This is a genomic window from Planomonospora alba, from assembly GCF_039534085.1.
Classification (GTDB): Bacteria; Actinomycetota; Actinomycetes; order Streptosporangiales; family Streptosporangiaceae; genus Planomonospora_B; species Planomonospora_B alba.
This window is the reverse complement of record NZ_BAAAUT010000066.1, coordinates 16,726-36,123: the sequence shown is the minus strand read 5'-3', so window position 1 is coordinate 36,123 and position 19,398 is coordinate 16,726. Positions and strand designations below refer to the sequence as shown.

General features: G+C 75.0%; 17 protein-coding genes. 5 read left to right on the top strand and 12 right to left on the bottom strand.

Annotated features, from left to right (window positions below):
- Window positions 1-1,198, top strand: a 1,198-nt coding sequence (locus tag ABD823_RS29380; protein WP_344865267.1) for a CHAT domain-containing protein, incomplete at its 5' end; no start/stop codon positions are given.
- Here the strand turns inward: ABD823_RS29380 and ABD823_RS29375 are convergent.
- The 4 genes from ABD823_RS29375 to ABD823_RS29360 all read right to left on the bottom strand — a co-directional run bounded on the left by ABD823_RS29375 (window position 1,138) and on the right by ABD823_RS29360 (window position 6,405).
- Entirely contained in the window at window positions 1,138-1,950 is an 813-nt protein-coding gene (locus ABD823_RS29375) for a sulfurtransferase (protein ID WP_344865265.1), read from the bottom strand. The genes ABD823_RS29380 and ABD823_RS29375 overlap by 61 nt on opposite strands.
- Window positions 1,947-3,071: an alkaline phosphatase family protein gene (locus tag ABD823_RS29370; RefSeq protein ID WP_344865263.1), complete on the bottom strand. Its 1,125-nt coding sequence runs from the start codon at window positions 3,069-3,071 to the stop codon at window positions 1,947-1,949. The genes ABD823_RS29375 and ABD823_RS29370 overlap by 4 nt, the downstream gene beginning before the upstream one ends.
- Complete coding sequence (locus tag ABD823_RS29365; RefSeq protein ID WP_344865261.1) at window positions 3,068-3,661, bottom strand: DUF5998 family protein; 594 nt, start codon at window positions 3,659-3,661, stop codon at window positions 3,068-3,070. Before ABD823_RS29365 ends, ABD823_RS29370 begins: the two co-directional genes overlap by 4 nt.
- A 71-nt stretch (window positions 3,662-3,732) precedes the next feature.
- On the bottom strand, window positions 3,733-6,405 hold the full coding sequence (locus tag ABD823_RS29360) for a bifunctional acetate--CoA ligase family protein/GNAT family N-acetyltransferase (RefSeq protein ID WP_344865259.1): 2,673 nt from the start codon (window positions 6,403-6,405) through the stop codon (window positions 3,733-3,735).
- A gap of 176 nt (window positions 6,406-6,581) precedes the next feature.
- On the opposite strand from ABD823_RS29360, the gene ABD823_RS29355 reads away from it, so the two are divergent.
- Complete coding sequence (locus ABD823_RS29355; protein WP_344865257.1) at window positions 6,582-7,475, top strand: carbohydrate kinase family protein; 894 nt, start codon at window positions 6,582-6,584, stop codon at window positions 7,473-7,475.
- A gap of 19 nt (window positions 7,476-7,494) precedes the next feature.
- On the opposite strand, the gene ABD823_RS29350 is transcribed toward ABD823_RS29355, so the two are convergent.
- From ABD823_RS29350 to ABD823_RS29325, 6 genes are all read right to left on the bottom strand, one after another.
- Window positions 7,495-8,139, bottom strand: coding sequence for a response regulator (locus ABD823_RS29350; RefSeq protein WP_344865255.1), 645 nt, complete (start codon window positions 8,137-8,139; stop codon window positions 7,495-7,497).
- Window positions 8,130-9,305, bottom strand: coding sequence for a sensor histidine kinase (locus ABD823_RS29345; RefSeq protein ID WP_344865253.1), 1,176 nt, complete (start codon window positions 9,303-9,305; stop codon window positions 8,130-8,132). Before ABD823_RS29345 ends, ABD823_RS29350 begins: the two co-directional genes overlap by 10 nt.
- 12 nt (window positions 9,306-9,317) lie before the next feature.
- Window positions 9,318-10,109 carry an ABC transporter permease gene (locus ABD823_RS29340; RefSeq protein ID WP_344865251.1) on the bottom strand — a complete coding sequence of 264 codons (792 nt, stop codon included), beginning with the start codon at window positions 10,107-10,109 and terminating at the stop codon, window positions 9,318-9,320.
- Complete coding sequence (locus tag ABD823_RS29335) at window positions 10,096-11,025, bottom strand: ABC transporter ATP-binding protein (RefSeq protein WP_344865249.1); 930 nt, start codon at window positions 11,023-11,025, stop codon at window positions 10,096-10,098. The genes ABD823_RS29340 and ABD823_RS29335 overlap by 14 nt, the downstream gene beginning before the upstream one ends.
- Before the next feature lie 197 nt (window positions 11,026-11,222).
- Window positions 11,223-13,307, bottom strand: coding sequence for a RecQ family ATP-dependent DNA helicase (locus tag ABD823_RS29330; protein ID WP_344865247.1), 2,085 nt, complete (start codon window positions 13,305-13,307; stop codon window positions 11,223-11,225).
- Between the two features lie 146 nt (window positions 13,308-13,453).
- Window positions 13,454-14,290: a hypothetical protein gene (locus ABD823_RS29325; RefSeq protein WP_344865245.1), complete on the bottom strand. Its 837-nt coding sequence runs from the start codon at window positions 14,288-14,290 to the stop codon at window positions 13,454-13,456.
- Between the two features lie 80 nt (window positions 14,291-14,370).
- Here ABD823_RS29325 and ABD823_RS29320 point away from each other — a divergent pair, with 80 nt between their 5' ends.
- Window positions 14,371-14,949, top strand: a complete 579-nt coding sequence (locus ABD823_RS29320; protein WP_344865243.1) for a GNAT family N-acetyltransferase — start codon at window positions 14,371-14,373, stop codon at window positions 14,947-14,949.
- Window positions 14,950-15,094: 145 nt separating this feature from the next.
- Entirely contained in the window at window positions 15,095-17,605 is a 2,511-nt protein-coding gene (locus ABD823_RS29315) for a DNA gyrase/topoisomerase IV subunit A (RefSeq protein ID WP_344865241.1), read from the top strand.
- Between the two features lie 162 nt (window positions 17,606-17,767).
- On the opposite strand, the gene ABD823_RS29310 is transcribed toward ABD823_RS29315, so the two are convergent.
- Together ABD823_RS29310 and ABD823_RS29305 are read right to left on the bottom strand one after the other, a co-directional pair.
- Entirely contained in the window at window positions 17,768-18,133 is a 366-nt protein-coding gene (locus ABD823_RS29310; protein ID WP_344865239.1) for a VOC family protein, read from the bottom strand.
- Window positions 18,134-18,323: 190 nt separating this feature from the next.
- Window positions 18,324-18,641 (bottom strand): hypothetical protein, encoded by a 318-nt coding sequence (locus ABD823_RS29305; protein ID WP_344865237.1) that lies wholly within the window; start codon window positions 18,639-18,641, stop codon window positions 18,324-18,326.
- Window positions 18,642-18,801: 160 nt separating this feature from the next.
- On the opposite strand from ABD823_RS29305, the gene ABD823_RS29300 reads away from it, so the two are divergent.
- Window positions 18,802-19,302 carry a beta-class carbonic anhydrase gene (locus ABD823_RS29300; RefSeq protein ID WP_344865235.1) on the top strand — a complete coding sequence of 167 codons (501 nt, stop codon included), beginning with the start codon at window positions 18,802-18,804 and terminating at the stop codon, window positions 19,300-19,302.
- Window positions 19,303-19,398: the final 96 nt, after the last annotated feature.

The following is a 19,398-nucleotide window of genomic DNA, read 5'->3' as shown; positions in this document are numbered from 1 at the left end:
GCCTCCGGCCGGGGCCGCCGGTCCGGCAGGCGGCTCCCCGGCCGGGGCCGAGGCCGCCCGCTCGGGTGAACCGCTGGCGGCGCTGGCCCTGGCACTCGCCCTGCACGGCGGCCGGGCCCGCACGGTGCTGGCCTGGGCCGAGCGGTGGCGGGCGTTCGCCGGAGGCGCGCGGGACGCCGGGCGCCTCTCCCCTCCCGGCCCGCGGGAGCTGCGGGCGGCGCTGGGCGGCGCGGCACTGGTCGAGTTCGTCCGCCACGGCGACGAGCTGGCCGCCGTCGCGGTCACGCCCGGCAGGGTGGCGCTGCGCCGCCTGGGCTCCCTCGCGGCCGCCGCGGAGGCCGTCGTCAGGCTCCGCTACGGCCTGCGCCGCAGGCACCTGCTCGACGGGGAGGACCCCGGCCTGGCGGCGGAGGCGCGGGCGGTGGAGCGGATGCTGCTCGGGCCGCTGCTCCCCCTGCTGGGCGACCGGCCGCTGGTGGTCGTCCCGGCCGGCGCGCTGCACGTGCTCCCGTGGCCGCTGCTCCCGACGGTCGCGGGCCGTCCCGTGACCGTCGCGGTGAGCGCCGCCGCCTGGCTGGCCGGGCGGCGGGCGGGGGGCGCGGAGGCGGCCCCGCGGCGGGGCGGGACCGTCGCGGTGGCCGGGCCGGGCCTGCGCTGCGCCGGGGAGGAGGCGGAGATGGTCGCCGCCCGCCGGCCGGGCACGGAACGGGTGCCGGCCACGCGGCGGGCGGTCACGGCGGCGCTGGAGCGGGCCGCGGTGGCGCACCTGGCCGCCCACGGGACGTTCTGCGCGCGCAGCCCGCTGCTGTCCGGCATCGACCTCGACGACGGCCGCCTCATGGCCTACGACCTGCTCCGGCTCCGCACGCCGCCGGAGCTGGTGGTGCTCTCGGCGTGCGACGCCGGGATGGCGCACGCCCCCGCCGACGGGGCGCCGCTGGGGCTGGCGGGGGCGTTCCTGGCGTCGGGGACGCGCTGCGTGGTGGCCGGGCTGGTGCCGGTGCGCGACGACGAGACCCTGACGCTGATGACGGCCTTCCACGGCCTGCTGGCCGCGGGGCTCCCGCCCGCCGCGGCGCTGGCCGAGGCGGGCCGGAGCACGGGGGTGGACGGCTTCGCGTGCTTCGGGTACGGGGATCAGCCGGTGGCGACCGGCCGGGACGGGTCGGCCACCCACTCGGACCAGGAGCCGACGTAGAGCGCGGCCGGGATGCCCGCGATCTGGAGCGCCAGCACCTGGTGGGCGGCCGTCACGCCGGAACCGCAGTAGGTGCCCACCTCCACCCCGGGCACCGCGCCGAGGGTGTTGAAGCGCTCCCGCAGGAAGTGCGGCGCGTGGAAGCGCCCGGACGGCTCGACGTTCTCCGTCGTGGGGGCGCTGACCGCACCGGGGATGTGCCCGGCGACGGGGTCGACCGGCTCGACCTCCCCCCGGTAGCGCTCGGCGGCGCGGGCGTCCAGCAGCAGGCCCTCGGCGGCCAGGTCGGCGGCCGCGCCGGCGTCGAGCACCGGCATGCCGCCCGGCCGGGCGGTGAAGTCGCCGGAGGCGGGCTCCGGGATCTCGGCGGAGAGGGGGCGCCCCTCGGCGGTCCAGGCCCGCAGCCCTCCGTCGAGGACCCGGACGTCGGGGTGGCCGAAGTAGCGCAGCGTCCACCAGGCGCGGGCGGCGGCCATGGAACCGGCGTCGTCGTAGACGACCACGGGCCGCGAGGCGGAGACGCCGAGGCGGCGCATCGCGGCCTGGAAGCGGTCCGCCTCCGGCAGCGGGTGGCGGCCCCGCGGCCCCGGCGGGCCTGCCAGGTCGGCGTCGAGGTCGCAGAAGACGGCGCCGGGGACGTGCCCGCGCCGGTACTCCTCGATCCCGGGCGGCCCGCCGAGCTTCCAGCGCACGTCGAGCAGGGACGCCTCCGGCAGCGCGGCCAGGCCGGCGGGAGTGATCAGCGGGCTCATCGGGTGCTCACCTCCAGGAGGGGGACGTACTGCTCGGCGGGGGTCAGCGAGCCGTGGTAGCCGGTGAACGACGACTCCAGCGGTTCGGCCGCCGAGGCGGTCACGACGGTCCCGTCGCGTGGCACGGCGACCACGTCGCCGATCCTGGGCAGCCACTCCGGGCGGACCCGGGGGCCGAACCAGCCGGACTCGACCGCCTCGGCCCGGGAGGCCACCCAGGCGGCCTCGCCGAGGACGCCGCGCCAGTTCTCCAACACCGCGTCGGCGGCGCCGGGCCCGGCGTAGACGTGCCGGGCCCTGGCCTCGCCGCCCAGCAGCGCGACGCCCTCGCGCAGGGCGGGGACGGCGTCGGCGTCGACGCGGTCGGTGGCGTTGACCATGCCGTGGTCGGCGGTGACGTACATCACCGACCCGGGCGGGAGCGTCCCGGCCAGCCGCTCGGCCATCCGGTCGACCCGGGCGAGCTGCTCGAGCCACTCGGGGGCGCCCCAGCCGTGCATGTGGCCGGCGGCGTCGAGGTCGCCGTAGTAGACGGTGACGTGGGCGCGGGGCTCGGCCAGGGCGCGGCGGACCCCCTCGACGCGGTCGTCGATCCCGTCCGCGCCGACGAAGCCGACGCCGCGGTAGACGGCCTGGTTGAACCCGGTGCCCTCGAAGTGGGACGGGGCGACGTAGCGGACGCTGATCCCGGCCGCCGCCGCGCGCTCGAAGACGGTCGTGGTGGGCTGCCACTCCTCGGGCGCGATCAGCGGGCCCAGCGCGGTCCAGCGCAGGCAGTTGAACAGATAGCCCGCACCCGGCACGGCCAGCTGGTAGCCCAGCATGCCGTGCTCGCCCGGCGGCAGGCCGGTGCCGAGCGTGCCCAGGCTCGTCGCGGTGGTGGCGGGGAAGCCCGCGGTGAGCACCCGGCCGGTCCGCGACGACAGGAAGGGCGCCGTCTCGGGGTGGGCGCGCAGCAGTTCGGCGCCCAGGCCGTCGACGAGGAAGAGCAGGACCCGGTCGGCGGGGGCGAGCCCCAGCGGGTTGCCGCCGCCCGCGCCCAGCACGGCGAGGAGCGAGGCAGACAGGTCGGCCAGCGACGCCTCGCCGTACGCGGGGACCAGCGGGGAGGCCGGACTCACCGGGCCGCCGCGCGGGCGGTGGCCTCCGACAGGGCCTTGGCGAAGGCCAGGACCTGGGAGACGGCCTCGGGGCCGTCGGCCGCCTCGCTCACCCGGAGGGACAGGTCGTCGGCCGTGATCGCGCCGGTGTATCCGTGGTCGGCCTCGCAGTTCTCGTCGCCGCAGGTGGCCGGCTCCAGGTCGACGTGGGAGATGGCGCCCCAGCCGATGGTGAGCGTGACCTCGGTGGGCGGCACGCCGGGCGCGTAGGAGGCGGGGTCGGGCACGACGCGGGTGACGGACACGGACTGGATCCGGCGCAGCAGGACGGCCTCGGTGGTGGTGGAGGCGTGGGAGGCCGAGACCCCTTCCACCGCCGGGTGCTCGTCGGTGTGGCAGACCAGCAGCCGGGTGGGCGAGAGCACCAGGACGGTGACGTGCCTGCGCACCTCCATGGCCGGATCGAAGGTGGCCTCGTGGTGCACCACGTAGGCGTCCACCTGCTCCTCGCCCAGGGCGGATCCGACCGCGTCGGCGACCAGGTCGGGGTAGTAGCCGCTGCGGTCGATGGCCTCGCGCAGGCCGGCGGTCGAGAGTCGGGTTTCCCTCATGGGTCCATCCTGCCCTGTCCCGGGCGCCGGTTTCACCCCGAGCGCCGCGGCCCGGCCCCGGCGCGGCCGCCTCACCGCAGGCGGCGCGGGCCGGCGTCGGGCCGGGGCCCGACGGGGTGCCGCAGTACGGCGCGCGCCCCCAGCACGACGACCTCGGACTCGCCCACCAGCACCGGGTCGAGTTCGAGCCGCGCCACCTCGGGCAGGTCGTCGGCGAGCCTGCCCACCCGCACCAGCAGGTCCTCCAGCGCCTCGACCGCCACCGGCGGGTACCCGTACTGGCCGGACAGCAGCGGCGCCGCGCGCGGCGACTCGACGAGCTCGGCCGCGTCCTCGCGGGTCAGCGGGGCCAGCCGGTAGGCCTCGTCGCGCAGCAGCCGGGCCGTCACCTCTCCCAGCCCGAAGGAGACCACGGCGCCGAACCCGGAGTCCTCCACGACGTTCACCACGGTCGGCACCGCCGGCTGCGGGACCATGCGCTGCACGGCGAGCACGGCATCGGGCCCGAGCTGCCGGTGCAGGTCCGCGTAGGCGTCGCGCACCCCGTCCGGTCCGGCCAGGCCCAGCCGGACCGTCCCGGCCCGCTTGGCCGCCTCCGGATCGGCGGCCTTCAGCACCACCGGCCAGCCCAGCCGCTCGGCGGCGTCCACGGCCTGCTCCGGCGAGCCGACCACCTCGGCGGGCCAGACGGTCAGCCCGTAGCAGGCCAGCAGCCGCGCGACCTCCGCGCCGGACGGCACGCGCTCGGCCTGCTGCGCCGCCGCCGTGCCCACCGCCGTGCCCGCCGCTTCTCCCGCGCCGAGCAGCCGCTCGACGAGCGCCCGCGCGGCGGCGGGGTCCACCCCGTCGAGCTCCGCGGGCGCGCCGACGGGCCGCTCCCGCCAGCGCGCGTACCGCACGACGTGGGCGAGGGCGCGCACCGCCTCCTCCGGCGCCGCGTAGGACGGGATGGAGCCCCGCTCCGGGACGTCCGCGCCGACCCGCAGCTCGGGGAGCATGCCGAGCCGTCCCTCGAAGGTGGCCAGCACCGGCTTGCCGCCCTCCTGTGAGACGCGCAGCAGCTCGGCGGCGACCTCGCCGGCGCGGCCCGGGATCGGCGGCATGTAGATCACGACCGCGGCGTCCACCTCCGGCAGGAGGGAGGCCAGGGCCCGGCCGAACTCGGCGGCCCCGGCGCGCGCGCCGAGGTTGACCGGCGGGCGGGGCTCGAGGCCCGCGCGCACGCAGGCGTCCACGGCCAGCAGGGCCAGCGCGTCGGAGTTGCCGACCAGGCCGACCCGGGGCCCGGCGGGCAGCGGCTGGTGGGCCAGCAGCTGCGCCACGTCGAACTGCTGGATGAGGTCCTCCACCCGGATCACCCCGGCCTGCTCGAACAGCGCGCTGAGCGCGCTGTCGGGCAGGCCGAGCACCGGGGCGGCGTGGCCGAGGGGCACGCCCTGGGTGGTGCCGCCGCTCTTGACCACCACGACCGGCTTGCGCCGGGAGATGCGCCGGGTCAGCCGGGCGAACTTGCGGGGGTTCCCCAGCGACTCCAGGTAGAGCAGGATCACGTCGGTGTCCGGATCCTCCTCCCAGTACTGCAGCAGGTCGTTGCCCGACACGTCGGCGCGGTTGCCCGCCGAGACGAACGAGGAGATGCCCATGCCCCGCTCGGCGACCCGGTGCAGCAGCGCGGTGCCCAGCGCGCCCGACTGGCTGAAGAAGCCGACCCGGCCCCGGCCGGGGATGGTCGCGGCGAGGGTGGCGTTCAGCCGGACCGCCGGGTCGGTGTTGGCGATGCCCAGGCAGTTGGGGCCGACCACGCGCAGGCCGTACGCGCGGGCGATGCGGACCAGCTCGTCCTGGCGGGCCCGTCCCTCCGGCCCGGTCTCGCCGAAGCCCGAGGAGACCACGATGAGCCCGCGCACGCCCTTCTCCGCGCACTCCTTGACGACCTCGATCACCCCGTCGGCCGGTACGGCGAGCACGGCGAGGTCCACCTCGCCGTCGATGGCCGTCACGCTCGGGTAGGCCCGCACGCCCGCCACGGCCCGGGCCTCGCGGTGGACCGGGTAGACCGGGCCGGCGAAGTCCGCGGCCAGCAGGTTGCGCAGCACGGTCTGGCCGACCCCGCCCGGGTCCCGGCCGGCTCCGACGACCGCCACCGACCCCGGGGTGAGCAGCCGCTCGATGGAGCGGGCCTCGGCGCGGTGCTCGCGGGAGGCGGTCACCGCCTGGGAGGTCTCGGTGGGGGTGAGGTCGAGCGTCATCCGCACCACGCCGTCGGCGAAACGGCTCTGCGCGGTGTAGCCGGCCTGCTTGAGCACCGCCATCATCTTCTGGTTGGCGGGCAGCACGTCGGCGACGAACCTGGCGATGCCGTTCTCCCGGGCGGTCTCGGCCAGGTGCTCCAGCAGGACGGAGGCGACGCCCCGGCCCTGGTGGGCGTCCTCGACGAGGAAGGCCACCTCGGCCTCCCCGTCCTCGATCCGGTCGTAGCGGATCACGGCCACCATCTCCGTGCCGATCGTCGCGATCAGCGCGACCCGGTCCACGTAGTCGACGTTGGTGAAGCGGGTCACCTCCCGGTCGGACAGCCGGGGCCGGGGGCCGAAGAAGCGGAAGTAGATCGACTCCTCGGAGAGCCGGGAGTAGAAGGCCCTCAGCCGGTCGGCGTCGGCGGGCCGGATCGGGCGCACGTGCGCGGTGCCGCCGTCGTACAGGACGACGTCCGCCTCCCAGTGGGCGGGGTATTGAGCCTCCACAGTCCCGAGAGTAAACGCGAATCCCACATGTCGGACCCGCCGGGGGCGTTCTGGCAACGCTTGTGCATCGACTGAGGTCCGGTGTCCGTTCCGCACCCCCCGGGCAGGCCGGAAACTGTTAGGTTTTTCGCGGTCCCCTAAGCACGTCGGCATCGAAGGCACAAGGCGGTGACATCATGACGCGGGTGGTCGTGGTGGGCGATCTCATGACCGACGCGGTCGCGCGGGCTCGCTATCCGCTGGCGCGGGCCAGCGACACCCCGGCCGTGGTCACGATGCACGGCGGCGGGTCCGGGGCCAACATCGCCTCCTGGCTGGCCGTGGAGGGCTCGGAGGTGGCCTTCATCGGCCGCCGCGGCGCCGACATCACCGGCCGCAACCGCGACATGGAGCTCATGGGCTACGGCGTGGACGCCCGCCTCGTCATGGACCCCGAGCGGCCGACCGGCACCTGCGTCGTGCTCGTCACCCACAAGGGCGAGCGCACCATGCTCTCCGACCCCGGCGCCAACGCGGCCCTGTCCCCCGAGGACCTCCCCCGCGACCTGTTCTCGCAGGGCGGCCACCTGCACCTGTCGGGCTACACCCTGCTCAACGAGGGCTCCCGCGAGGCCGGGCTGGCGGCGCTGGAGACGGCCGGCCGGGCCGGGATGACCATCTCGGTCGACTGCGCCTCCTCGGCCCCGCTGGAGCGGACCGGGGCCGAGCCGTTCCTGGAGTGGACCCAGAACGCCAAGCTGCTGTTCGCCAACACCGACCAGGCCAAGGTGCTGACCGGCCGCGACGAGCCCGCCGCCGCGGCCAAGGTGCTCACCGCGTGGTTCCCGCAGGTCGTCATCAAGCAGGGCGCCGAGGGCTCGCTGTGGTACTCCAACAGCCGCAGCGAGCCGGTCACGGCCCCCGCCGAGCCCGTGGAGCGGGTGGTCGACGGCACCGGTGCGGGTGACGCGTTCACCGCGGGCTTCCTGCCGGCCTGGCTGGAGGGCAAGCCCCCGGCCGAGGCCCTCGCCGCGGGCAACCGCCTGGCCGCCAAGGCCCTGGCCCACCTCGGGGCCCGCCCCCGCCTCTGACCGGTCCCGCCCCGGGCGGTCAGCCGTCGAGATAGCGCAGGATCGCCAGCACCCTGCGGCTGTAGTCCGGATCGCTCGGCAGGTCGAGCTTGTCCATGATGGCGTTGACGTGCTTCTCGACGGTGCTCAGCGAGACGTGCAGGCGCGCGGCGATCGCCGCGTTGACGAAGCCCTGCGCGAGGTGCTCCAGGACCTCCGCCTCGCGCCCGCTCAGCCTGCTCAGCGGGTCGGCGCGGGTGGTCCGGGCGAGGAGCTGGCGGACCACCTCGGGGTCGAAGACGGCGCCGCCCGCGTGCACGCGCTCGAGCGAGGCGAGGAAGTCGGCCACCTCAGAGACCCGGTCCTTCAGCAGGTAGCCCAGCCCCACCGGGGGACCGGCGAGGAGCGTGGCCGCGTAGGTCTTCTCCACGTACTGCGACAGGACGAGCACGCCGACCTCCGGACGGCGCTCGCGGATCTCCAGCGCGGCCCGCAGCCCCTCGTCGGTGTGGGTCGGCGGCATCCGCACGTCGATGACGGCGACGTCGGGCCGGTGCCGTTCGACGGCGTCGAGCAGCGCCGGCGCGTCCCCGACCGCGGCGACGACGTCGTGGCCGGCGTCGCCGAGCAGCCGGATCAGGCCTTCGCGGAGCAGCACCGAGTCGTCCGCCAGGATCAGTCGCACGGCGTCTCCTTCGGCAGCGTCGCGGTGATCTTCGTGGGGCCCCCGTCGGGGCTGTCGACGGTGAAGACGCCGTCGAGCGCCAGGACGCGCCGGGCCAGCCCGGAGAGCCCTCCGCCCGATGGGTCGGCCCCGCCCGTGCCGTCGTCCGAGACCGTCACGCTCACCGTCCGCTCGTCCTCGGTCAGGACGACCAGGATGTCACGCGCCCCCGCGTGCTTGACCGCGTTGGTGATCGCCTCCCGGGCCACGAAGTACAGGGCCGTCTCCACCTCGGAGACGGGTCGGCCGGCCAGCCCGTAGTGCACGGTCACCGGCACGGCCGCCCGCTCGGCGACCCCCGCGAGCGCGGTGCGCAGCCCCAGCTCGTCGAGGGCCGTCGGGTAGATCCGCCAGGCCACGCTGCGCAGTTCGTCGAGCAGCCGGCGCGACTCGGTGTATGCCTGGTCCACCAGTTCGGCGGCCCTGGCCGGGTCGGGGTCGTACCGGGCGCGGCCCAGCAGCATGGCCAGCGCCACCCCGCGCTGCTGCACGCCGTCGTGCAGGTCGCGCTCGATCCTGCGCCGCTCGTCGTCGATGGCCCGCAGGAGGCCCGAGCGGGTCACGGTCAGCTCTGCGATGCGCCTGCGCATCAGCTCCTGCCCGGCCGGCCCCAGGAAACGGCCTGCCAGCCGCCGGTCGGCGGCGTCGAGCAGCAGGACCCAGAGCGCGACCAGCGCCAGCAGCACCGCCCCGGCCGCCAGGCCGACCGCCCAGTCGCCGGTGACCAGCTTGACACCCGGCAGCTCCAGCGGCACCGGGGCGGACCCGCCCGAGACCAGGTCCCACAGCCCGCCGAAGAAGAAGAGCCCTCCGACGAACAGGCCCGACGCGCACAGGTATCCGCCGAGCACCCCGAGCACGGCGCGCGCGGCGAGGAAGAAGTAGACGCCCGGCCGCGCCGTACCGGCCGGGGGCCCGGCGGGCCGTGCCGCGCCCCGGCCGAGCCTGCCCGCCAGCCGGGCCCGCTCGAGTTCCACGAGCCGGGCCGCGCCCCGGCCGGCGGCGGGGCGCACGGCCGGGATCACGGCCGCGGGCCAAGCCAGGCAGAGGAAGACCAGCTCGGCGAGGCCGAGGAGCGTACCCGTGGCGATCCCCGCGAGCTTGGAAGCGATCCGGCCGACAGACATGATCTTCAGAGCCTACGCGTCGCGCCCGCGCAGTACGGCGTGGCCCGCCGCCACCGCCGCCGCCGTCCACGCGAGCAGCCAGGCGAGCCCCTCACCCGCCGGGTAGAGGGGAGCGCCGATCTTCTCGTCGGTGCTCCCCATGAGGGCCAGCCAGGCCGGTAGCGGCGTGCGCAGCGCGGCCTCCAGCGCCACCGGGGCACCGGTCATCGCCAGCATCAGCGGCAGGCCCATCAGCAGCATGAACACCGCGGTCAGGGTGCCCGCCGCGCTGCGCAGCGCGGCTCCCGCGCCGATCGCGACCACCGAGACCAGGGCGAAGAGGGCGCCGACCCCCAGCAGGTCAGCGGCGATCTCGGCGGGCGGCAGGGTGACGAGACCGCCGAACAGGTCGCCGGAGAGCACCGCGTACACCACCGCCACCGCCGCGCCCCCGGACAGCACCCCCGCCGCGAACGCCACCGGCGCCACCACCAGTGCTTTGGCGGCGAGCATCCGCCCGCGGACCGGGACGGCCTGCAGGGTGAGGCGGATGCCACCCGAGGAGTACTCGGAGGTGATCGCCAGCATCGCCAGGGCGACCAGCGCGAACTGGGCGAAGACCGCCGCGGTGACCACCGGTTCGCTCGCCGGGAAGGTCGCCGCCCCGCCGGCGCGGAGCGCCTCCGTCGCCCTGGCCCCGCCCACCGTCAGCGCGCTCAGCGCCGTGAGCACGACCGCGCCCGCCAGGCACCACCAGGTGGAGCGGACCGACCACAGCTTCGTCCACTCGGCGCCGGCCGCCCGGCCCAGTTCACCGATCGCCATTCCGCGCACCTTCCCTCCGGGCGCCGTACTCCGTGCTGTCCGCGGTCAGCTCCGCGTAAGCCTGCTCCAGCGAGGCCTGGCGCGTGCTCAGGCCGTGCAGCCGGATGCCGGCCTCGTACGCCAGGTCGCCGACCCGCTCGATTGCGGCGCCGGTGGCGACCAGCTCGTTCTCCCCCGACCGCTCCGCCCGGATCCCGGCGGAGGCCAGCCGCGCGGAGAAGTCGCCCGCGTGCGGGCTGCGCACCACCACGGCGGTCAGCGAGCTGCGCGCGATGACCTCCGCCAGCGGCGCGTCCATGATGAGCCGTCCCCTGCCGATCACCACGAGGTGGTCGGCGGTCAGCTGCATCTCGCTCATCAGGTGGCTGGAGACGAAGACCGTGCGGCCCTGGTCGGCCAGCGAACGCATCAGGTGGCGCACCCAGCGCACGCCGTCGGGGTCGAGGCCGTTGACGGGCTCGTCGAACATCACCACCTCGGGGTCGCCCAGCAGCGCGCCCGCGATGCCGAGCCGCTGGCTCATGCCCAGCGAGAGCGCACCGGCCCGCCGGTGTGCCGCCTCCGCCAGCCCGACCGTCTCCAGGACCTCCTCCACCCGGCTCTTCGCGATGCCGTTGCTGCGCGCCAGCGCCAGCAGGTGCGCCCGGCAGCTGCGCCCCGGATGCACCGCGCGCGCGTCGAGCAGCGCGCCGACCGTCCGCAGCGGTCGCCTGATCTCGTGGTACGGCACGCCTTTGATGAGCGCCGTGCCGGCCGTCGGGCGGTCGAGGCCCAGGATCATGCGCATCGTGGTGGACTTGCCCGCCCCGTTCGGCCCGAGGAAACCGGTCACCGCACCCGGCTTCACATCCAGTGACAGATCGTCCACGGCCGTCCGGTCGCCGTAGCGTTTGCTCAATCCTCTAAGGCTGATCACACCAGCCCACGCTAGGCACCCGCCGGGCCGGCCACCATGGGGGCGGACCGCCGACCCGCATGGCGGACGACCGTAACGTCCCGCGCCGCAGCGCCCCGCGCCGCGCTCAGCCGCCCCGGGGTGCCGTGCTCGGCTTCGGCACCGCTCGGCTCACTGCCGGCTCGGCACCGCTCGGCTCACCGCCGGCTCGGCACCGTTCAGCTCGTCACCGCGAGCGCGAGCGGCAGCACGGCGGGTGCCCCCGCGTGGCGGAGCAGCGCGGCGCCCAGCGTCATGGTCCAGCCGGTGTCGACACGGTCGTCGACCAGCAGGACCGGTCCGCCCACTGCGGCGACCTCCGCCCCGAGCGCCGTGGGCATGGCGAGCGTGGCCCGGACCGCCTGGACCCGCTGGGCGCTGTTGAACCGCCGCGCGGGCGGCCCCGACCGGTAGCCCAGATCCCCGAGGTACGGCAGGCGCCCGACCTGGGCCAGCCGCTCGGCCAGGCTGCGGACCAGCAGCGGGCGGGTCGCCGACGGCACCGCGACCACGGCGGCCGGGCGGTGCGCCCACTCCCACGACGAGAGCACGGCGACCACCGCGGCGAACACGTCGTCGGGGACCGGGCCGTCGGGGGCGCCGTCGGCCAGCAGGGCGCGCAGCCGGTTGCCCCACCCGATGTCGGTCAGCCTGCCCAGCGCCCGGCCGGGCTCGGCGCCCAGCTCGGGCTTGATCCGGCCCTTGAGGTCGCTCAGCCCGGTCGGCCACTGCCGGCGCGGCTCGATCTCCACGCCGGGCCGGTGCAGGCTCGCGGCGGCGCGCTCGACGTCCTCCGCCTCGACCTCGGGCGAGCGGTGCCTGCCGGTGCAGTTGTCGCAGCGCCCGCACGGGGTGGCCGTGTCGTCGTCCAGCCTGCGGCGGAGGAACTCCTCGCGGCAGCCGGTGATGTCGAGGTATTCCAGCATGGCGCGCTGCTCGGCCTCGCGCTCGGCCGCGACCCGGGCGTAGCGCTCGGCGTCGTAGGCCCACTCCTCGCCGGTGGCCTCCCAGCCGCCCTTGACCCGGCGGACCGCGCCGTCGACGTCGAGGACCTTGAGCATGGTCTCCAGACGGGTCCGGCTGAGGTCGACCCGGCTCTCCAGCGCGGCGGTGGACATCACCCCGCCCTCCTCCAGCGCGGCCAGCACGGAGCGCACGACCGGCTCGGGCGGGAAGGCCAGCGAGGCGAAGTAGGCCCAGATCTCCCGGTCCTCGGCGCCGGGCAGCAGGATCACCTCGGCCCGCTCGACCCCGCGCCCGGCACGGCCGACCTGCTGGTAGTAGGCGACCGGCGACGGCGGGGCGCCGACGTGGACCACGAAGCCGAGGTCGGGCTTGTCGTAGCCCATGCCGAGCGCGGAGGTGGCGACCAGCGCCTTGACCTTGTTGTCGAGCAGCGCCTGCTCGGCGGCGAGCCGCTCGGCCTGCTCGGTCTGGCCGGAGTAGGCGATCACCTCGTGGCCCTGCTCGCGCAGGTGGGCGGCGACCTCCTGGGCGGCGGCCACGGTGAGGGTGTAGACGATGCCGGAGCCCGGCAGCTCGTGCAGGGTCCGGGCGAGCCAGGCCAGGCGCTGCTCGGCGCCGCGCAGCCGTACGACGCTCAGGTGGAGGCTCTCGCGCTCCAGCGGCCCGCGCAGCACGAGCGTCTCGTCGCCGAGCTGCTCGGCGACGTCGCGGGTGACGCGGGCGTTGGCGGTGGCGGTGGTGGCCAGCACCGGCACGCCCTCCGGCAGCTCCTCGAAGAGCGTGCGCAGCCGCCGGTAGTCGGGACGGAAGTCGTGCCCCCAGTCGGAGATGCAGTGCGCCTCGTCCACCACCACCAGGCCCGCGCTCTCGGCCAGCTCGGGCAGGACCTGGTCGCGGAACTCGGGGTTGTTGAGCCGCTCGGGGCTGACCAGCAGCACGTCGACCGCGCCCTCGGCGACCTGCCCGTAGATCTGCTCCCACTCCTCGGGGTTGGCGGAGTTGACGGTGACCGCGTGGATCCCGGCCCGCTCGGCGGCGGCGATCTGGTTGCGCATCAGGGCCAGCAGCGGCGAGACGATGACGGTCGGCCCCTCGCCCAGCTCGCGCAGGAGCGCGGTGGCGATGAAGTAGACGGCCGACTTGCCCCAGCCGGTGCGCTGCACGACGAGCACGCGGCGCCGGTCCTCCACCAGCGCCTTGATCGCCTCCCACTGGTCGTCCCGGAGCCGGGCGTGCTCCCCGGCGAGCGCCCGCAGGCGCTCCTCGGCCTCCTGCCGCAGCAGCTGCTCTTCGCTCACCGGTCATTGCTATCAGGTCCGGGCGACGGTTTCGTCCATCCCCGTACGGCCGGCCGGGAGCCGGCGGCGGGACGCCCCCCGCGCCCGCCCGGCCGTACGGCGGGCGCGGGGGGCGGGAGCGGGCGGCGGGCCGGCTCCTCCGGCGGTCAGATCTCCTCGACCGTCCCGCACTCCCCTTCCTTAATCGGGGCCGCCTTCTCGTCGGAGTAGGCGTCCTGCGCCGGGCCGTCGCCGCCCTCGAACCGGAAGTCGGGACGGTGGAACCGGTCGGGGGAGTCGCACTCCGTCCCCGCGCTCCACCGGTCGATCTCCTCGCCCTCCCAGTGGCGGAGCCTGCCGCCGGGCTCGTCCCGCCAGAACTCGTGGCGCGCCTTGATGTAGGCCATCACCCGGACGACGGGGTTCTTCTCGCCCGCGGGCCGGACCGCGTAGACGAACCGCGCCTCGTAGGTGACCACCAGCATCTCGCCGACGTCCTGGTCCTTGCCCGGCGCGGCGGAGAGCTTCCCCTTCACCTTGACGACGTCGCCGACCAGCTCGGTCGTCCCCGGCGCGAAGCTGAACACCCAGCCCCTGGTGTCCTTCTCCACGTCCTCGTGGTCGAGGTTCTTCAGGAAGAACGTGCGCTGCTCGGGGTCGAGCAGCCGGGCGTAGGCCTCGGGCTTCCCGCCGAGCAGGCTCTTCTCGTCGAGGTAGGCGGCCTCCAGCAGGCGTCTGCTGACCTGGTAGGCCGAGCGGACGTCCTTGGCGGAGAAGCGGCCCACGGCCTTGGCCTCGGGGATCTCGACGCCCGCGATCCCGTCGGCGAACCCCTCCGAGGGAGACCCCTTGAACGGCGCGTCCTCGGTGATCACGGCCGGGTCGGCCATCTCCCCCGCGGCCTTCCCCACTTCTTCCGCCACGTCTCCGAGCGCTCCGCAACCGGTCAGCGCTGCCAGCAGGCACATCACGGCGGCCGTCCGCCTCGATCCATGTCCGAGCATCGTCGAATCGTATTCGAGGCGGTCTTCTCTGGTTCCTCCGCATCCGGGGTGACCGGGGAGATGGTTTCATAGGGCTCACTATGGACGTCACCACCTGGTATCTCGAGCAGACCTCGCCGTCCGACCTGCGCCCCGCCGGGCCCCCGGCGATCGAGCTCGACATCGTGCGCGCCGAGGTGCCCGCCCCGGAGTTCAACCGCTTCCTCTACACCGCGGTCGGCGGAGACTGGCAGTGGACCGAGCGGCTGCCGTGGACCTGGCGGCAGTGGGCGGACTTCCTCGACCGGGGCGTGGAGACCTGGGTGGCCTACCACCGCGGCACCCCGGCGGGCTACGCCGAGCTGCTCCCCCACGAGGACGCGGCCGTCGAGATCGTCTCCTTCGGGCTCCTGCCCTGGGCGATCGGCAAGGGCGCCGGCGGGCGCCTGCTGGAGGTCGCCGCGGCCCGCGCCTGGGACCTGGCGGAGCGCCGGCCGGACGCCGAGCCGACCCGCCGGGTGTGGCTGCACACCTGCTCCCTCGACGGCCCGGCGGCACTGGCCAACTACCGCGCCCGGGGGTTCCGGGTCTACGACACCCGGACGAACGTCCCCGACGACCGGGACGAGGGCCGCACCCCGGGCCCCTGGCCGGGAGCCGGTCCCCGCACCCGCGCGTGACGGAGCGTGACGGAGGGCGGGCGGGGCCCAGGGCCCGGAAGCAGGCGGCGGGGCCCGCGACGGGCACGCCGGCGCCCCGGGCGGACCGGTCCGCCCGGGGCGTTGGAGTCGCGGGCACCCCTTGTCCTTCGGCACAATGTTCGATATGGCCCGACGGACGACCACACCCCCCGCTGACGAGGACTTCGAGGAGCGGATCGTCGACATCGACGTGTCCGCCGAGATGCGCACCAGCTTCCTCGAATACGCATACTCGGTGATCTACCAGCGTGCCCTGCCCGACGCCAGGGACGGCCTCAAGCCGGTCCAGCGCCGCATCCTGTACTCGATGCGCGAGATGGGCCTGCGGCCGGACCGGGGGCACGTCAAGTCGTCCCGGGTCGTCGGCGACGTCATGGGCAAGCTCCACCCGCACGGCGACACCGCCATCTACGACGCGCTGGTCCGCATGGCGCAGCCGTTCTCGATGCGGCTCCCGCTGGTCGACGGGCACGGCAACTTCGGCTCCCCCGACGACCTGCCGGCCGCGATGCGCTACACCGAGGCGCGCCTGGCCCCCTCGGCCATGGCGATGGTGGAGTCGATCGACGAGGACACCGTCGACTTCAAGCCCAACTACGACGGCCAGGAGACCGAGCCCACGGTCATGCCGTCGGCGTTCCCGAACCTGCTGGTCAACGGGGCCACCGGCATCGCGGTCGGCATGGCCACCAACATGGCGCCGCACAACCTGGGGGAGGTCGTCGCCGCCGCCCGCCACCTGCTGAAGAAGCCCCAGGCCACCCTCGAGGACCTGATGCGCTTCATCCCCGGCCCCGACCTGCCCACGGGCGGCACGATCATCGGGCTGGACGGCGTCCGCGACGCCTACGCGCGCGGGCGGGGCACCTTCCGGATGCGCGCCACCTGCTCGATCGAGCAGGTGAGCCCCCGGCGCAAGGGCATCGTCGTCACCGAGCTGCCGTTCAACGTCGGCCCCGAGCGCGTGGTCACCAAGATCCGTGAGCTGGTCACCGCCAAGAAGCTCCAGGGCATCTCCGACCTGAAGGACCTCAGCGACCGCCACCGCGGCCTCCGGCTGGTCATCGAGATCAAGAACGGCTTCATCCCGGAGGCCGTGCTGGAGGAGCTCTACCGGCTGACGCCGATGGAGGAGACCTTCGGCATCAACAACGTGGCGCTGGTCGACGGCCAGCCCCGCACCCTCGGCCTGCGCGAGCTGCTCCAGGTGTACGTCGACCACCGCCTCGAGGTGGTCCGCCGCCGCTCGGCGTACCGCCGCGGCAAGCGCGAGGAGCGCCTGCACCTCGTCGAGGGCCTCGTCGTCGCCCTGCTCAACATCGACGAGGTCATCCGCGTCATCCGCTCCTCGGACGACTCGGCCCAGGCGCGCGAGCGCCTGATGGAGTCCTTCGCGCTCTCGGAGATCCAGGCCGCCTACATCCTCGACACCCCGCTGCGCCGGCTGACCCGCTACGACAAGCTGGAGCTCGACCGGGAGCAGGAGACCCTGCGGGCGGAGATCGCCGAGCTGACTGCGATCCTGTCCTCGGAGGACCGGCTGCGCAAGGTCGTCTCCGACGAGCTCGCCCAGGTCGCCAAGACGTACGGCACGCCGCGCCGCACGGTCCTGCTGGAGTCCACCGGCGCGCCCCGCAAGGCCTCGGCTCCGATCGAGCTGGAGGTGCCCGACGACCCCTGCCTGGTCCTGTTCTCCTCCACGGGCCTGCTGGCCCGTACGGCCGACGCGAGCCCGCTGCCCCGCCAGGGCGAGCGCTCACCGCACGACGTGCTGGTCTCCGCGGTCGCCAGCACGGTCCGCGGCGAGGTGGGCGTGGTCACCAGCCTGGGCCGGATGATCCGGATCCAGGTGGTGGACCTGCCGACGCTCCCGCCCTCGGACGACCCGCCCTCGTTGTCCGGCGGCCACCCCGTCTCCGAGTACGTCACGCTCAATCCCGGCGAGAAGGTGGTGGGCGTCGGCTCCCTCGACCCCGACGGACCGGGCCTGGCGCTCGGCACCGCGCAGGGCGTGGTGAAACGGGTCGTGCCCGACTACCCGGCCAACCGCGACGAGTTCGAGGTCATCGGGCTCCGGGACGGCGACACCGTGGTGGGCGCGGTCGAACTGGCCTCCGAAGAGCACGACCTGGTCTTCATCACCTCCGACGCGCAGCTCCTGCGCTTCCCCGCCTCCGTCGTGCGGCCGCAGGGCCGTCCCGCGGGCGGCATGGCCGGGATCCGGCTGGACGAGGCGGCGCACGTGATCTGGTTCGGCGCGGTGGACCCCTCCCTGGAGTCCAGGGTCGTGACGATCGCCGGTTCCTCCACCGCGCTGCCCGGCACCCAGACCGGCGGGGTGAAGGTGTCCGACTTCGCCGAGTACCCCGCGAAGGGGCGCGCCACCGGCGGCGTGCGCGCCCAGCGCTTCCTGAAGGGCGAGGACGTGCTCCTGCTCGCCTGGGCCGGACCCGGTCCGGCCCGGGCCGTCTCCGCCACCGGCAAGCCGGTCCCGCTCCCCGAGGAGCTCGGCCGCCGGGACGGCTCCGGTGTCCGCCTCACGCACGCGGTCGCCGCGGTGGGCGGCGCGCTGGGCTCCTCCCCGGGTGATGACGCGGCCTCCGGTGGGCGGGCCGCCCCACCGCCGGCCGAGTAGCCGCACCGGCGCCGCGCCCCGGAGGGCGGCGCGCGGAGGTGCGGCGGACGCCGCCCCCGGGACGTGCGCGCGGAGGTGCGGCGGACATCGCCCCCGGGACGTGCGCCGGCGGACCGTGCGGATCCGCCGGCGCCCGCCCGCGCTCCGGGGCCCCGTTCCGCCTCAGTCCACGCAGAGGCAGAACGGGTGGCCGGCCGGGTCGAGGTACACCCGGAACGAGCCGTCCTCGCTGGGCTGGTGTTCGTGCTTGACCGCGCCCAGCTTGAGCACGGCGGCCTCGGCCTCGTCCGGGTCGTCGACGGTCAGGTCGAGATGGAACTGCTGGGGCCGGTCCGGGTCGGGCCACTCCGGCGGCCGGTGGTCCGGCGCCTTCTGGAAGGAGAGGCGCTGCGACTGCTCGCCGGTGAGGGTCACCCAGTCGTCCTCCTCGGTCGTGGTCCTCCAGCCGAGGAGCTCCCCGTAGAAGGCGGCCAGGCGGCCGGGGTCGGGGCAGTCGAGGACGACGGCCCGCATGCGTGCGATCGACACGGTTCCTCCCAGAAGTGACACCGCCGAAGTCGCGAAGACGGTGTTGCCGATGGTCGAGCACCCCCTTCCCTCCCGCCGCGGGGTCATGCACGCCGCAGGCACCCGATCGCGCCCCGGTCCCGGCCCGTCTCACGCCGGGAACGGGGACCGCCGGGCGGCCTCCGGAGCGGCACGGGTGGGAGGAAGCAGGTCAGGCGGGCGAGCCCTGCAGGGCGGACCGGATCGCCGCCAGCAGCTGCCGGGGCTCACCCGCCTCCCAGAGCCGGATGAGCCGGTCGACCTCCTCGTGCGCACGGAAGTCACCCGCCCCCTCGGGCCCGAAACACCCCACCTCCGCGAGGGCCACCAGCTGCGGGTCGTCGTCGTCGAGCGACTCGACGTACACCGTCGCGTCCAGCAGCGCGAGCGCGGAGCGCGCGTTGCGCCCTCCGTCCCGCAGCTCCACGCGGTCCAGCTTCTTGCGGGCCTGGGCGCGCAGGTATCCGGCCAGGGATTCGGTTCTGCTCATGATTCTTCCCACATGTCTTTACTTTACGTCAGTGCATCATCACCTAAAGTGATCCGCGATGGCGGGATCTTAGCCGAGAAGACCCGGAGTGGGACCCCGGAAACCTCTATGAAACGGACATGAGGGATCATCGATCTGCCCATTTCACCGACCGAGAGGTATGCCTGTGAGCGCCTTCGACGACCTGCTGGCCGGCAACGAGAAGTTCGCCTCGACGTTCACCGACGCCGAGCTGACCGGCACGGCGGCCCGCGGACTGGCCGTGGTCACCTGCATGGACTCCCGCATCGACCCCTTGGGCGTGTTCGGGCTGCGGCCCGGCGACGCGAAGATCCTGCGCAACGCCGGGGCCCGTGTCACCGACGACGTGCTGCGCACCCTCGTGCTGGCCGTCTACCTGCTGGGGGTGAACCGGGTCCTGGTGATGCCGCACACCGACTGCGGCATGGCGAAGGTCACCGACGACGACGTGCACGGGATCGCCGCGCGGCAGGGCGTGGACACCCGCAGCCTGGAGTTCCACACGGTCCCGGACCAGGGCGCCGCCCTCCGGCACGACCTGCTCAGGATCAGGACCAGCCCCTTCCTGCCCCAGGACATGCCCGTGGGCGGCGCCATCTACGACGTGCGCACCGGAAGGCTGCTGCCGGTCGAGATGTGACCTCACCCCGCGCGGCACCCGGGGCGCGGAGCCCTCGGGCCTCGCGGGCGAGGCCGGCCGGGAACCGCGGGCGGAGAGGACCGCGGACAGGGCGAA

What these genes read in the sequence shown, in the direction of transcription:
- ABD823_RS29375 (WP_344865265.1), bottom strand. Translation starts at nt 1,950, where the DNA reads ATGAGCCCGCTGATCACTCCCGCCGGCCTGGCCGCGCTGCCGGAGGCG.
- ABD823_RS29365 (WP_344865261.1), bottom strand. Translation starts at nt 3,661, where the DNA reads ATGAGGGAAACCCGACTCTCGACCGCCGGCCTGCGCGAGGCCATCGAC.
- ABD823_RS29355 (WP_344865257.1), top strand. Translation starts at nt 6,582, where the DNA reads ATGACGCGGGTGGTCGTGGTGGGCGATCTCATGACCGACGCGGTCGCG.
- ABD823_RS29345 (WP_344865253.1), bottom strand. Translation starts at nt 9,305, where the DNA reads ATGTCTGTCGGCCGGATCGCTTCCAAGCTCGCGGGGATCGCCACGGGT.
- ABD823_RS29340 (WP_344865251.1), bottom strand. Translation starts at nt 10,109, where the DNA reads ATGGCGATCGGTGAACTGGGCCGGGCGGCCGGCGCCGAGTGGACGAAG.
- ABD823_RS29325 (WP_344865245.1), bottom strand. Translation starts at nt 14,290, where the DNA reads ATGCTCGGACATGGATCGAGGCGGACGGCCGCCGTGATGTGCCTGCTG.
- ABD823_RS29320 (WP_344865243.1), top strand. Translation starts at nt 14,371, where the DNA reads ATGGACGTCACCACCTGGTATCTCGAGCAGACCTCGCCGTCCGACCTG.
- ABD823_RS29315 (WP_344865241.1), top strand. Translation starts at nt 15,095, where the DNA reads ATGGCCCGACGGACGACCACACCCCCCGCTGACGAGGACTTCGAGGAG.
- ABD823_RS29305 (WP_344865237.1), bottom strand. Translation starts at nt 18,641, where the DNA reads ATGAGCAGAACCGAATCCCTGGCCGGATACCTGCGCGCCCAGGCCCGC.
- ABD823_RS29300 (WP_344865235.1), top strand. Translation starts at nt 18,802, where the DNA reads ATGCCTGTGAGCGCCTTCGACGACCTGCTGGCCGGCAACGAGAAGTTC.